Origin of the sequence: Shewanella sp. ENK2, from assembly GCF_043568515.1 — a bacterium.
Classification (GTDB): domain Bacteria; phylum Pseudomonadota; class Gammaproteobacteria; order Enterobacterales; family Shewanellaceae; genus Shewanella; species Shewanella japonica.
This window is the reverse complement of record NZ_CP171406.1, coordinates 2509514-2523295: the sequence shown is the minus strand read 5'-3', so window position 1 is coordinate 2523295 and position 13782 is coordinate 2509514. Positions and strand designations below refer to the sequence as shown.

Annotated in this window: 8 protein-coding genes and 2 pseudogenes; 4 read left to right on the top strand and 6 right to left on the bottom strand. The window is 42.3% G+C overall.

Going from position 1 to position 13782, the window contains the following annotated elements; translation table 11 throughout:
* Positions 1 to 40 precede the first annotated feature (40 nt).
* Both ACGEDC_RS11175 and ACGEDC_RS11170 read right to left on the bottom strand, forming a co-directional pair.
* Positions 41 to 3163, bottom strand: coding sequence for an efflux RND transporter permease subunit (locus ACGEDC_RS11175; RefSeq protein ID WP_394493244.1), 3123 nt, complete (start codon positions 3161 to 3163; stop codon positions 41 to 43).
* Positions 3164 to 3172: 9 nt separating this feature from the next.
* Complete coding sequence (locus tag ACGEDC_RS11170; RefSeq protein WP_394493242.1) at positions 3173 to 4333, bottom strand: efflux RND transporter periplasmic adaptor subunit; 1161 nt, start codon at positions 4331 to 4333, stop codon at positions 3173 to 3175.
* A 464-nt stretch (positions 4334 to 4797) separates the two neighbouring features.
* Here ACGEDC_RS11170 and ACGEDC_RS11165 point away from each other — a divergent pair, with 464 nt between their 5' ends.
* The gene (locus ACGEDC_RS11165; RefSeq protein WP_394493240.1) at positions 4798 to 5409 is read left to right on the top strand and encodes a tetratricopeptide repeat protein; all 612 of its coding nucleotides are present in this window, start codon (positions 4798 to 4800) and stop codon (positions 5407 to 5409) included.
* 133 nt (positions 5410 to 5542) lie between these two features.
* Here the strand turns inward: ACGEDC_RS11165 and ACGEDC_RS11160 are convergent, their stop codons facing one another.
* Positions 5543 to 6283 (bottom strand): zinc metallopeptidase, encoded by a 741-nt coding sequence (locus ACGEDC_RS11160; RefSeq protein ID WP_394493238.1) that lies wholly within the window; start codon positions 6281 to 6283, stop codon positions 5543 to 5545.
* 567 nt (positions 6284 to 6850) lie between these two features.
* Between ACGEDC_RS11160 and ACGEDC_RS11155 the strand changes: the two are divergent.
* Positions 6851 to 7527, top strand: a pseudogene (locus tag ACGEDC_RS11155) (nuclease-related domain-containing protein); the annotation flags it as partial.
* Between the two features lie 122 nt (positions 7528 to 7649).
* Positions 7650 to 8839, top strand: a protein-coding gene (locus ACGEDC_RS11150) for an IS3 family transposase (RefSeq protein ID WP_394493236.1) whose coding sequence is annotated in 2 segments (ribosomal slippage) — positions 7650 to 7908 and positions 7908 to 8839 — 1191 coding nt in all. Because the reading frame shifts where the segments join, the coding sequence is not laid out codon by codon here.
* Between the two features lie 594 nt (positions 8840 to 9433).
* Here the strand turns inward: ACGEDC_RS11150 and ACGEDC_RS11145 are convergent.
* The 3 genes and pseudogenes from ACGEDC_RS11145 to ACGEDC_RS11135 form a co-directional block, all read right to left on the bottom strand.
* Positions 9434 to 9823 carry a hypothetical protein gene (locus ACGEDC_RS11145; protein WP_394493234.1) on the bottom strand — a complete coding sequence of 130 codons (390 nt, stop codon included), beginning with the start codon at positions 9821 to 9823 and terminating at the stop codon, positions 9434 to 9436.
* A 315-nt stretch (positions 9824 to 10138) separates the two neighbouring features.
* Positions 10139 to 11781: pseudogene (gene groL, locus ACGEDC_RS11140) on the bottom strand (chaperonin GroEL).
* A gap of 52 nt (positions 11782 to 11833) precedes the next feature.
* Positions 11834 to 12124: a co-chaperone GroES gene (locus ACGEDC_RS11135; RefSeq protein WP_055022857.1), complete on the bottom strand. Its 291-nt coding sequence runs from the start codon at positions 12122 to 12124 to the stop codon at positions 11834 to 11836.
* A gap of 223 nt (positions 12125 to 12347) precedes the next feature.
* Here ACGEDC_RS11135 and ACGEDC_RS11130 point away from each other — a divergent pair, with 223 nt between their 5' ends.
* Entirely contained in the window at positions 12348 to 13763 is a 1416-nt protein-coding gene (locus tag ACGEDC_RS11130; protein ID WP_055022858.1) for an MATE family efflux transporter, read from the top strand.
* Positions 13764 to 13782 lie beyond the last annotated feature (19 nt).

The window sequence follows — 13782 nt, the reverse complement described above, 5'->3', positions numbered from 1 at the left end:
AAACTCACTTTTTCGCTATCGGGAAAGCTAACTATCAACACTAACTTTCCACTTTAGCTTTACCTTTGAATTTTTCACGTAACGTCTGCATCATCACATAGAATACCGGTACCAGTAAGGTACCAACAATGGTGGCTGCTAACATACCGCCAAATACCGAATACCCTAATGCACGACGGCTACCCGCCCCCGCACCTGTGGCGACAACCAGCGGCAACACCCCGAGTAAAAATGAGAAAGCGGTCATCAGTACGGCACGAAAACGCAATCTTGCCGCAGTTTCACCAGCATCGAGGATACTCTTGCCCTCTTCTCTCAATTGCTTGGCAAATTCCACAATCAAAATGGCATTCTTACAGGCAAGACCAATCAAGAGTACCAGACCAATTTGGGCATATAAGTTGAGCTCTGCGCCCACTAGCCAGATATTGAGGAAAGCTCCAAGTATCGCAATAGGAACCGCCAGCATTACCGCAAACGGTATAGTCCAACTCTCATATTGTGCTACCAAGAATAAGTAGGTAAATACCAATGCTAAAGCAAAGATTAACGGCGCTAAGTTACCGGCTTTGATCTCTTGGTAAGTTTGACCCGTCCACTCGTAACTGTAACCCGTTGGCAATGTTTGTGCTGCTGCACGTTCCATCGCCTTAATGGCATCACCTGAGCTAAAGCCTGGCGCTGGGAAACCGTTAATGGTGGTTGAACTAAACATATTGTATGAGTTCATCACGTCTGGCCCCAGAATCGGCGTTACTGTCACTAAGGTACTCAATGGCACCATTTCACCCGATGAGGAGCGCACATAGAAACGAGCAATATCCCTATCTGAATTACGAAAGTCAGCTTCTGCCTGCAATATCACCCTAAAGACCTTACCAAAGCGGTTGAAGTCATTAACATACATTGAGCCAAGCATAGTCTGCATGGTGGTGAATATTTCATTGAGTGGAATACCCAACGCCTTCGCTTTGTCGCGGTCCACATCAACAAACATCTGCGGCACATCGGCGCGGAAATTACTAAACGACATCGCGATTTCAGGCTGCTCATTCGCTTTCATAATCAGTGCTCGCATTACCGATGCTAACTCTTGCGGACTCCGCCCTTGAGTGTCTTGCAACACAAATTCAAAGCCGCCTACACTACCCACCCCAGGAATTGGAGGCAAAGAGAACGCCATCGCCTTCACCGAAGGATTAGCTGCGTACTTAGCCTGAAGTTTAGCCACAATTGCATGTTCGGCCATATCAGGCGACTCTCGCTCAGACCAAGTAGATAGCGTAACAATCATCAAGCCACCGTTTGATGCCACTGAGCCAGTTAAAATACTAAAGCCACTAGCATGAATAACATTTTCAACACCTGGTTCAGCCAATGTCAGCTCAACCAAATCTCGCATCACATCTTCTGTTCTGTTAAGTGACGCGCCATCGGGTAGCTGGATATCAACCATAAAGGCTTTTTTATCTTCCATAGGTACAAAACCTGAAGGCAAGATTTTAGCTAAGCCGCCCGTTGCCGCTAACAAAGCAACAAACACCACCAGAACCAGTGCTAACTTACGAGTAAGCACATGCACTAACTTGGTATATTTGCCGGTAAATACATTAAAGTGTTTATTGAATTTGGCATGAAAGCCTTCGGTATGCTCTTTAGGTGGGCGCAATACTGAGGCACATAATGCTGGACTTAAAGTTAACGCATTAACCGATGAAATAAGTACAGAGATACAAATAGTCACCGAGAACTGGGCGTACATCTGCCCGGTAATACCCGGCATCACCGCCGTTGGTGCAAAGACCGCAAGCAATACCAAAGTCGTTGCAATAATTGGCCCAGTGACCTCTTGCATCGCTTTAGAAGTCGCCTCTTTAGGCGACAAACCTTCATCTTGCATCAGGCGCGTGACGTTTTCGACCACCACAATTGCATCATCAACCACAATACCAATCGCTAAGATAAGCGCGAATAGCGATACCGTATTGATGCTCATTCCTGACAGGAGTAAGAAGGCAAAAGTACCAATCAAGGAGACCGGAATTGCGATACCTGGGATCAGTGTAGAGCGTACATCTTGTAAAAAGATAAACACCACAAAAATCACCAAGGCGACAGAGATAAACAGGGTTTGTACCACCTCATTAATTGAGGTTTCAACGAACTCTGTGGTGTCATAGAGTACTTCATACTCTAGGTCTCTAGGAAAGTTCGCTGATAATTGCTCCATCTGCTCACGGATACCTGTTGCTACATCTAAGGCGTTAGCATCCGGTGATTGATAGATAGAGATAATCGCTGAAGGTTTATTATTTAGCTTACCTTGAGCATCATAGGTTTGCGAACCTAGCTCTACTCGGGCGACATCACCAACGATAATTTTAGAGCCATCGTCGTTAGCACGTACCACCACATTGGCAAACTCTTTTGGATTCTTTAAACGCCCTTTAGTCTGCAAGGTATATTGAAACTGTTGGTCGGGGTCAACTGGTGCTGCACCAATTCGCCCAGCAGCTACTTGAATATTTTGCTCCTGCAAAGCACCGATAACGTCGGTGGCAGTGATCGAAAAACTAGCCATTTTATCGGGGTCGAGCCAAATACGCATTGCGTAATCGAGCGCACCGATGATTTGTACTTTTGATACCCCGTTTTGACGTGCTAACGCATCTTTAACGTTTAGCCCGGCGTAGTTTGTAATAAAGAGTGAATCAAAGGTTTCGTTAGGAGAAACTAAGTTGACCACCATCAAGATATTCGGGCTTTGCTTTTCAACTTTTACGCCCTGTCTTTTAACCTCTTCCGGTAATCTTGGCATAGCTTGTTGGACACGGTTTTGCACTTTCACCTGTGCCATATCAGGGTCAGTGCCTACTTCAAAGGTCACATTGAGCGAATAACTACCGTCATTCGCGCTCTTTGACTCCATGTACAACATACCTTCAACGCCATTCACTTCCGCCTCTAGAGGCTGAGCAATGGTATCTTTAACAATATCGGCACTAGCACCAGAATAACTGGTCGATACACTGACTTGCGGCGGCGCAATTTCCGGGAACTCTGCTACTGACAATATAGGGATAGAAATAAGCCCAACTAAGGTCAACACAGTAGAGATCACAAAGGCAAACTTAGGCCTATTAATGAAAAACTGACTAATCATAATAAGCCCCTACTTTGTTTGGTTAGCTTCTTGAAAAGGCACAATCTCTTGCTCAACAGCGTTCACCTCAATACCGGGTCTAATTTTTTGCAGACCATCGACAACAATGCGATCTCCGCCATCGAGACCACTTAAGACTCGCCACTCCACCCCAAATCTCTCACCAAGTTCCACAATGCGTTTCTCAACTTGATTTTTCTCATTTAGCACCATCACAAAGCGACCCTGTTGATCTTCTTGCACCGAGGCTTGAGGGATCAACAACGCTTGTTCTTTAACAGGAGATTCAATGATTAAGGTAACGAACATTCCCGGCAGCATGAAATTACCAGCGTTTTCAAATGTTGCACGTAAAGGCAAAGTACCTGTGGTTGGGTCAACCTTATTACTCACAAAGTCGATATAGCCGGTTTCTTTATGCATGGTCGCGTTAGGTAAACGCAGATTAATCACAATATCTTGGATTTTAATGTCTCTAGATAACGCTTTAGAGAAATTTTGCTGGGCGGTGATCAGTGCTCTTTCTGCGACTTGGAAATTAACCCACATTGGCTGTAATTGAACCAAGTTCGCCATATCTGATTGTGGGCTAATAATATCGCCGGTACTGACTTTCGAATTACTAATTCGTCCTGAAATTGGCGCGTAAATTTTAGTGTAGCTAAGTTGCAACTCTGCAGCACTCACCGCCGCTTCAGCTTGTACTACCCCTGCTGCAGTTGTGAGTTTGCGTGAAGTCAGTTCATCCATGTCTTGCGCACTGATCATGCCATCAGGTAACAAGCGACGACCTCGCTCCCAATTCATTACAGCGACATCTCTGGAAGCTACGGCTTGTTTTAAAACTGCTTTTTGCTGAGCTAATTCTGCAATATAGGTAGCTGGATCGATTTCAAATAGTAGATCCCCTTGATTGACATCATCGCCTTCAACAAAAGTTCGCTTTAGTAACTGCCCTTGAATTTGAGACTTTATCATCACATCTTCTGATGCGCGGGTTCGGCCAACAATTTCACTTTTTGATTGAATTTCTTGAACATGTGCAGTGCTAACAATCACACTCGGCAACATGGAAGCTTGAGGCGCTGGTGCTTCACCACAGCCAGTAACAACGATACAAATCCACGCAATGGTAAGCAGTTTTATTCTTGAAGCAGTTGAACAGGCCATTTAAGCCTCCTAGAGGGTCATACTGGGAGTTATTTTTATCTTTAAATTATAATCACATAGTGCCAGCTTATAAACCTTTTTACATATTCATTTCATTGCCATTACAAAAGTTTCCTCATTATTCTTCGTTTGAAGAAATTTAAAACTCACGAGACAAGAATTTACTAGAGGAAATAGAGTGAGCTAGAACAAGCTCTATTGGCACTAATGTCATATAAAAAATATAAAGAGCAACTCAGTTATAACTGAGCTTTAAAAGTCAGCATGCTGACAAATTTCAATAGCTCATCATTAGTTGATTAAAAGGAAAATTTACTCTGACCCACTTGTTCGGAACGATTAAGTACATATGTACTATTCCCTGACATTCATAAATAAGATAAAAACAAAACAGGATGGATTCAGATCGGGCTTTACGCTGCGTAAAAGTTAAAACTGTAGAATAAGTTATTTAAGGATTGAATATGAAATTCACTATTTATGCCTTGTTGCTGTTTGTTACAACAACGACATTTTCTTTTGCATCTTCAGATTTTTGTCGGAGCACATGCGCAGAAGAAGTTCGAACATTTCGCAAGTTCTCTAAGGAAGATGTTCCATTGGCTCACATGGCGTTATCACATGTTTATTTGCTCGGTAATGGTGTAGACGAGAGTCATAGTCGCGGCATTTACTACTTAAAAAAGGCAGCTCTTTTAGACTTCTCACCCGCACATTATCAATTAGGCTTGTATTACATGTATGGGATGTATGTGGATCAAGATTTTGAGTTAGCAGAAAAGTGGATGGAAAAAGCCTCACGAAGTGACGTGCGAGACTCGGTGACAATCAGGAATAAATTGGTGGCCATATTGGATGGGTCAGAGCCACCAGTCGAAATAAAACAACCCGAAGTTCAAGAATCGATAAAAAATGAAATTTTGTATGACAAAGAAGGCAAAGAAATAGAACGAATTACCGTGTCGACTAATATGGCTTATGCACACGTGGTGGATACATTAAAGAACATGAATTGCAGCAACTGTAGAGGTCACAGAGTAGTGTTCGGGTTCGTGCCATATATTATGCCTGAATAAATTGGGGTAGAGAAAACGGTTCATTAAATACCCAACAGAAAAAAGCCCCGATACCGTTAGGTATCGGGGCTTTCAAGTTTCATATTATTAATATGGAGATATTTAAAAGTTTACTCTGACACAAATCACTTTATTAGCGACGCAGCACCGCTATCCAGCGGCCAAGATTGAGCAAACTGGCCAGCGAGCCTGCTACGTAGGTCAGCGCGGCCGCCTTGAGAATCTTCTCCGCATGTTTTAGGTCACCGTCGTGTAGGTAGTTGCCCTCTTTTAGTATCGGCAGCGCCTTGCCATAACTGGCATCGAACTCCACCGGCAAGGTCACCAGATGCACAACAGTGCTCAACCCCATCGATAACACGCCAATCAAAATGGTCAACGCGCCAGCCTGAGGTATACGGGTGAGCATAAACACCACTGGCGCCGCGAACATCATTATGCCAGCAAGACGTTCACCGACCATTGCGGCTCTAGCGAGCTTTTGTCGCGTGATAAACATCGTCTCGCCGCGTGAATCCTGTAGAGCATGCCCTACTTCGTGGGCGGCAATAGTCACAGCAGTCAGGGAGTGACCGGAATAGTTATCCGGTGTAAGGCGAACAGCCTTGTCGGCAGGATCATAATGATCGCCGTTGGGAGTCTCTTCAACCTTGACTTCATTGAGGCCAAAACGGTCCAGCAGATGACGAGCAAGCTCACCACCGCTGCCTTGCTGGCGGTAGCGATTAGCGGGTTGCTGAAACTTGTCCATGATGTGCTTGACCCACAAGCCAGGCAAGAATACACAGCCGGCAATGACAATAATTAAAATGATCCATAGCATGAAAACCAGTATGCCATAAACCTTGGTGTAACTCTCACGGCTTTTACTCAAAGCCATTAACCGTGAATGCGTATAGATGCCTCGCTTATTCGACTTTTATGGGCCGAAAGAAAAAGTCGTGGTGCTTCGCCCCTTATCTGTTACAAAGAGTGACGAAAGGGAAACAACAGCATTTCCCTTCTCGACATCCCTTGCCGTTCCGACGAAGTTGTCATCCTCGGTCTTATTCAAAAATAACTAACGCTTCCGATAGGCCATCCATGGCCAAACGGAAGCTAACCTGACGTCCTGTCAGGCTTACGCTATTTTCTTCAACGACCTCAGCAACTTCCAACGGAATGTTTGGAACCCGCAAGGTAAATGGTTTAAATAGAGAGCCTTATAATTTTTACTATTCAAAACAAAAGCCCCGAAACCGTTAGGTATCGAGGCTTTCTTATATATTAAGAGTTCTTTTACAAGAAACTTAGATTTAGCTTTGAGGTTAGAGACCAACAGAGCATTTTAAGGAATGAGGTTTAACCTTAGTAATAGGAAATCATTCTATAGCTTTCAAAGCCAGTTTATGACTATTATGGTGCTGATTATTATCAAGTTATGAATGGATGCTGTTGATAAATGATTCTCAAAAATAAAACACTTCAAAATGCTCAAACACCTCAAGCTGTCGCTGGTCAAAAGCAAGAGCAGAATGTGGCATTTTTCTTCGCCGAGCTTTCAAAGACAATCCTGAAATTCTGGTCATCAATGATTTCAAATTCACTTTTAATGATGAAACCGCCCAAATCGATCACCTAATCGTTTACCCCTATGGCTTTGTACTCGTTGAATCAAAAAGTATTAAAGGCAATGTGAAGGTTAATAAACAGGGTGAATGGACTCGAAGCTTTAATCAACAATGGTCTGGCATGCCTTCGCCAATCAAGCAAGTTGAACTGCAACAGCTATTACTCAAAGAACTACTCAAGCATCATAAAGTAGAAATTCTTGGCAAGATGCTAGGTATTCAACAAGGTTTCAATGGTCGCCGTTGGGATCACCTCTGCGTAGTATCAAGTGATGCGATCATTGATAGAAACACTATGCCAAAAGTCGTATCAGAACAATTAGTGAAATCCGAATTTTTAGTCGATAAGCTTCATAAAATAATGAAGCTAGGAAATAAACTTTTACGCAAAGTGAATGTGTATGACACTCGACCTTATTTTAGCCAACAAGAGCTCGACTCAATTGGACACTTCATTCTCAGTCAGCATATTAATAGCAGTAACCGCATTGATAGCCATAAACAAACAGTAAGTCGTATACCTGAATTAGTTACCCCAGTAGCAAAGCCTCAAGCTGTAGTGGCATAGTGATTTTGGCCACCTAATTAGAGGATGTTATGATTAATTCATAGCAGTATTAGGTGAAGATAATGGCTAAGAAGTCACGTAAAAATTTCAGTCCAGAATTTAGATTGGAAACGGCACAATTGGTGGTCGACCATGGTTACACTCATGAAGAAGCAGCCAAGGCCATGAATGTTGGTTTTTCAACAATTGGTAAGTGGGTTAAACAGTTAAAAGAAGAGCGCCAAGGTAAAGCCCCGAAAGCGACACCTATGACCCCTGAGCAGCTTAAGATACGTGAGCTTGAGAAGAAGATTGAGCGCATTGAATTAGAAAAGGAAATTCTAAAAAAGGCTACGGCTCTGTTGATGTCGGACTCACTGAACAATTCGAATTAATCGAAAAACTCAATCAGAGCCATAAAGCCAGATATTCGATTCAAACGTTGTGTGATGTATTTGATGTCCATCGCAGCAGTTATAAATACTGGTGCTTGCGTGATACGTCATTGCCTCCAGAAGAAATTAAGTTGCGAGCTGAAGTAAAGTCAGCGCATGAACTAAGTGGAGGCTCCGCAGGTGCAAGAACCATTGCTGAAATTGTAACGCAGCGTGGTTTTCAGTTAAGCCGATATCGCGCGACAAGGTTTATGAAAGACCTAGAACTGGTTAGCTGCCAATTGCCACAACATGCTTATAAGAAAGGCTCTAAAAAGCATGTGGCAATCCCTAACTTGCTAGAGCGTCAGTTTGATGTTACTGAGCCAAATCAAGTCTGGTGTGGTGATGTGACTTATATTTGGACTGGCAACCGTTGGGCGTACTTAGCAGTGGTAATTGACTTGTTTGCTCGTAAACCTATTGGTTGGGCTATGTCACATTCACCTGATAGTGAGTTAACCGCCAAAGTATTAACGATGGCTTATGAGCTTCGTGGTAGACCTGATAACGTTATGTTTCATAGTGACCAAGGAAGTCATTACACAAGCAGAAAGTTCAGGCAACGACTGTGGCGTTACCAGATAACACAAAGCATGAGTCGTCGCGGTAACTGTTGGGATAATGCACCAATGGAACGGTTCTTTAGAAGTTTGAAGACCGAATGGGTGCCAACGGTAGGCTATCGAAGTTTTAATGAAGCTAAGATAGATATAACGAAATATATTATTGGCTATTACAGCCACGTTAGGCCGCATCAACATAATGGCGGTTTAACACCAAACGAGTCAGAGAAAAGGTACTGGCTAAACTATAAAACCGTGGCCAATTTAACTTGACCACTACATTCTGACTCTCTGAAAATTGCTTCTATTAACTATAATAGTCCAATAAAGTTTGGTTTCAGATCTTCACTTTTTGCTCTTGCTGTAACAATTGCAATATGCGGTGGAAAATTAGAGTCCACAGCTGCGAATGGCTTTGTTATTGAAACGCAAGGCCTTGTCGAAACGGCGATAAAAATTAAAAAGGAATTTTTTTCAGAAAGCATGTCTAGTTACGATATAGATAAAATCAAACGAATTAGGGACAAGGCTGAAGAAGAAGATGCTGAACATCCAATAGTAAAAGAACTTAATGAGTTGATTGCGAGGTAAAACAAAGTATAACTCTAAGAACCAAAGCTAAAGGTAATTTATCAACAAGTGAAGTGAGTATTCAGATAAATTATACATGAGGGTATGGGGGCGAAGCATCCCCATGCTAGGCTTAACGGTTTATAAACACTCATGAACACGTTGCGTGGCGAATATTGTTTAATAGTTAATTGGGTAAACAAAATAGCTTTTAACCCTAAACAAAAAGCCCCGATACCGTTAGGTATCGGGGCTTTAATTTTCATTTTTTTTAATATGGGATGTGGCCCTACTTCTTCACTTATTTAGACAGAATACAGTAAAATCGGTCTTATACTTTTCGAAATAATCACTTTTACATATCTGATGAAAATTGGCTTTAGAAGCAGCTTCCTCTTCGTGGTAAAGTGAATCAACTATTACCGCATACTTTAATGTTCCTTGCGCATCACCTTGATAAAGATTTATATCCCTCATCATTGAATAGGCCATTGAACATTTCTTATCAACAATAGGACAGTATCGATTTATTGCTTCTAAATAATCTGTTTCAGCCTGTTTAAAGTCTTTCACTAAAAGATTATTAAAACCTTCACTCATCAATTCGTCAAAACTAAGTTGGTTCTTTTCTTCAGCAATTAAACTCCAATTTATACATAATAAAAACATAAGAAGATAACGTTTCATATCTGAAGACCTTGATTATGACAAACTTGAGTAAGAAATTAGTGAAATCAGAATAAACTAACTTCAATTAAAACAAAATTACCCTAAGTAATGTTTATATGTCATAACATAAACAAAAAGCCCCGATACCGTTAGGTATCGGGGCTTTCAATTTCTTTTACAAGAAGTTCGGTTCTAAGCTTTTGAGCTTCAGACCAACATAATCATCTAACGCAGGAAAAATCGCTTTAGAGCAAGGCTTCTTGCTACGACGTTTAGCTTTTCATAAACGAGTGGCAAGGTAACGCAGCTATAAACGATTTTAACCAGTTAGATTTACATCATGCCGCCCATGCCGCCCATACCACCGCCCATTCCGCCCATATCAGGCGCTGCAGCTTCTTGTGGAATTTCCGCTACCATTGCTTCAGTTGTGATCATTAGACCCGCAATAGAAGCGGCAAACTGTAATGCACTACGGGTTACTTTAGTTGGGTCAAGAATACCCATCTCTAGCATGTCGCCGTATGTGTCGTTACCAGCATTGTAACCGTAGTTTCCTGTGCCGTTTTTAACAGTGTTTGCTACAACTGACGCTTCTTCACCTGCGTTAGTTGCGATTTGACGAAGTGGTGCTTCCATTGAACGTAGTGCGATCATTACACCGTGTTTTTGGTCTTCATTGATCACTTCAACTTCAGAGATTTTAGAAGCAACACGTACTAGTGCAACCCCACCTCCAGGAACAACGCCTTCTTCAACTGCGGCGCGAGTTGCGTGTAGTGCATCTTCAACGCGTGCTTTTTCTCTTTCATTTCAACTTCAGTGGCTGCGCCAACTTTGATAACAGCTACGCCGCCAGCAAGTTTAGCCATACGCTCTTGAAGTTTTTCTTTATCGTAGTCAGAAGTTGATTCTTCAACTTGCTGCTTGATTTGCGATACACGTGCAGAGATTTGAGCTTGCTCACCGTTACCATCGATGATGGTTGCGTTATCTTTAGTGATAACTACGCGCTTAGCTGTACCTAAATCTTCTAATGTCGCTTTTTCAATTTCAAGACCGATTTCTTCAGCGATAACTGTACCGCCAGTTAAGATTGCAATATCTTGTAGCATTGCTTTACGACGATCACCAAAGCCTGGTGCTTTAACAGCAGCCACTTTAACGATGCCACGCATGTTGTTCACAACTAATGTTGCTAATGCTTCACCTTCAACGTCTTCTGCAACGATAAGCAATGGCTTACCTGTTTTTGCTAGACCTTCAAGAATCGGTAGTAATTCACGGATGTTAGAGATTTTCTTATCAACTAATAAGATAAATGGAGAATCTAACTCTACGCTGCCAGTTTCTGGCTTATTGATGAAGTATGGTGATAGGTAACCACGGTCAAACTGCATACCTTCAACAACGTCTAATTCGTTTTCTAGTGCTTGGCCTTCTTCAACAGTGATAACGCCTTCTTTACCGACGCGCTCCATTGCAGTGGCAATGATTTCACCGATTGATTCGTCAGAGTTAGCTGAAATAGTACCAACCTGAGCAATCGCTTTAGAGTCTGAACACTCTTGAGACAATGCTTTAAGCTCAGTTACAGCGGCAACAACGGCTTTGTCGATACCACGCTTAAGATCCATTGGGTTCATACCCGCGGCAACAGCCTTAAGACCTTCAGTCACAATTGATTGTGCAAGAACAGTAGCGGTAGTTGTACCGTCACCAGCAGCATCATTGGCTTTAGAAGCAACTTCTTTCACCATTTGTGCGCCCATGTTCTCGAACTTATCTTCTAGTTCGATTTCTTTTGCTACCGATACACCATCTTTAGTGATTAGCGGTGCGCCAAAGCTTTTGTCTAAAACAACGTTACGACCTTTAGGACCTAACGTCACTTTAACTGCGTTTGCAAGAATGTTTACGCCGTCTAGCATTTTAACGCGAGCGTCACTGCCAAATTTAACTTCTTTTGCTGACATTTGTCTGTTCCTTAAAATTTGTTGATGATTGAAAGCGAGTTAATAATTAGGATTAACCTACAACTGCCATTAAGTCAGATTCTGATAGGATAAGAACTTCTTCACCATCAATCTTTTCTTTCTTCACACCGTAACCTTCATTGAAAATCACTACGTCGCCGACTTTTACGTCAAGGGCTTTAACTTCACCGTTTTCTAAGATGCGACCATTGCCTACAGCTAGGATTTCACCACGTGTTGAAACTTCTGCAGCACTACCAGTTAATACGATGCCACCAGCTGAAGTTGACTCAACCTCTAAACGTTTTACGATTACGCGGTCATGTAATGGACGAATATTCATCTACGGACTCTCCTAATGATTGCTGCCCACAAACGAGGCGGTTTAAACAAATGATAAGGGTATTTACCCTTTGATGAATGATATATGGGGGTAGATGATCACAGTTCCAAGGGGCTTTTCTAAAAAACTGCGATTTTTTTGTAAAATTTGTAGCGAGTATTTATTAATACAGAATGAATGCTGGTAGTATTTGCCTCCCGTTTTCGTGTTTAAGTCGAGATTAATGATAGATAAACACGGGTTACTCAGCGCACCCATTGGCCGCGTGCTATTTAACATGAGTTTCCCTAACCTTATCGGTATCCTCACCATTTATGGTGGAAGCCTTATAGATACGTTTTTCATTAGCCAATTAGGGACTGATGCGCTTACTGCTGTCAGTTTTACTTTTCCAGTCGCTGTTGTTTTTGCAAGTATTGCAATAGGTATTGGTGCCGCTGTATCAACAAACTTAGCAAGGCTCATTGGCGCTGGTCATCATGATAAGGCGAAAAACTTCTTGTTTGATGCCCTATTACTGACGTTTTTATTAGTCAGTGTCCTGGTGTCATTAGGGATTATGGCCATTGACCCATTGTTTACCCTAATGGGGGCAAACGAAAAAACGTTACCACTGATCCACGATTACATGCTGATTTGGTTCATCAGTGCTCCGCTGTTAGTCTTATTAATGGTCGGTAACCAAGGAATAAGAGCAACTGGTGACACCCGCTCACCAGCAATTATAATGTCTGTTGCCGCCATCATTAATCTGGTTTTAGATCCCTTCCTTATTTTTGGTATCGGGCCATTTCCACGATTAGAAATCCAAGGGGCTGCCATTGCGACATTGGTCTCTTGGGTCGTTTCATTTACTGTATCTGTTTATATCTTAGTGTTTAAAAAACAAATCCTCGAAATGATGAGTTTATGTAAGCTAAGGATAAAAAAGAACTGGAAAACATTAGGTCACATTGCACGACCTGCCGCCTTAATGAATATGCTAAATCCTATTGCCAATGGGGTGATATTAGCCATGCTAGCACGAGCAGACCAAGCTGCTGTGGCAGCTTATGGTGCAGGTATTCGCTTAGAAACCTTATTTATTGTAGTCACCATGGCGATGACCTCCAGTCTTATGCCATTTGTTGGGCAAAACCTCGGGGCTGGACAACACAAGCGAGCCAAAGAAGGCATGTTACTCGCACTACGGTTTGCATTTGTGTTTCAAAGCTTAATGTATATTCCAATATTGTTAAGTGGCGAATCCATTGCTAAGTTGTTCAGTAGCGACCCTTTAGTCATCGATTGGCTGAGTTTTTATATTCAAGTATTGCCTGCTGCGTACGGCTGGCTTGCTATCGTTATCATGTTTGCCACCTGTTTAAATGCCTACCACCGACCACTCAAGTCATTAGTCATTAATGTCATCAGGTTGTTTGGATTAATGTTGCCACTGGCTGCTTTAGGAATGTATTTGGGCGGCGTAAAAGGCTTGCTTATTGCTATACCAGTGACTAACGTCATTATGGGAATAGCTTGTTACATTATGGCTTGCAGGATCACTGAACATCCTTCGGTTAAGTACACCAATAATAATTCAAATGGTAATAGCGGTAGTGATAGTGGCGTTACAAACTCCGCTGACAGCGTTATCTAAGCCATCTAGAATCTAACAT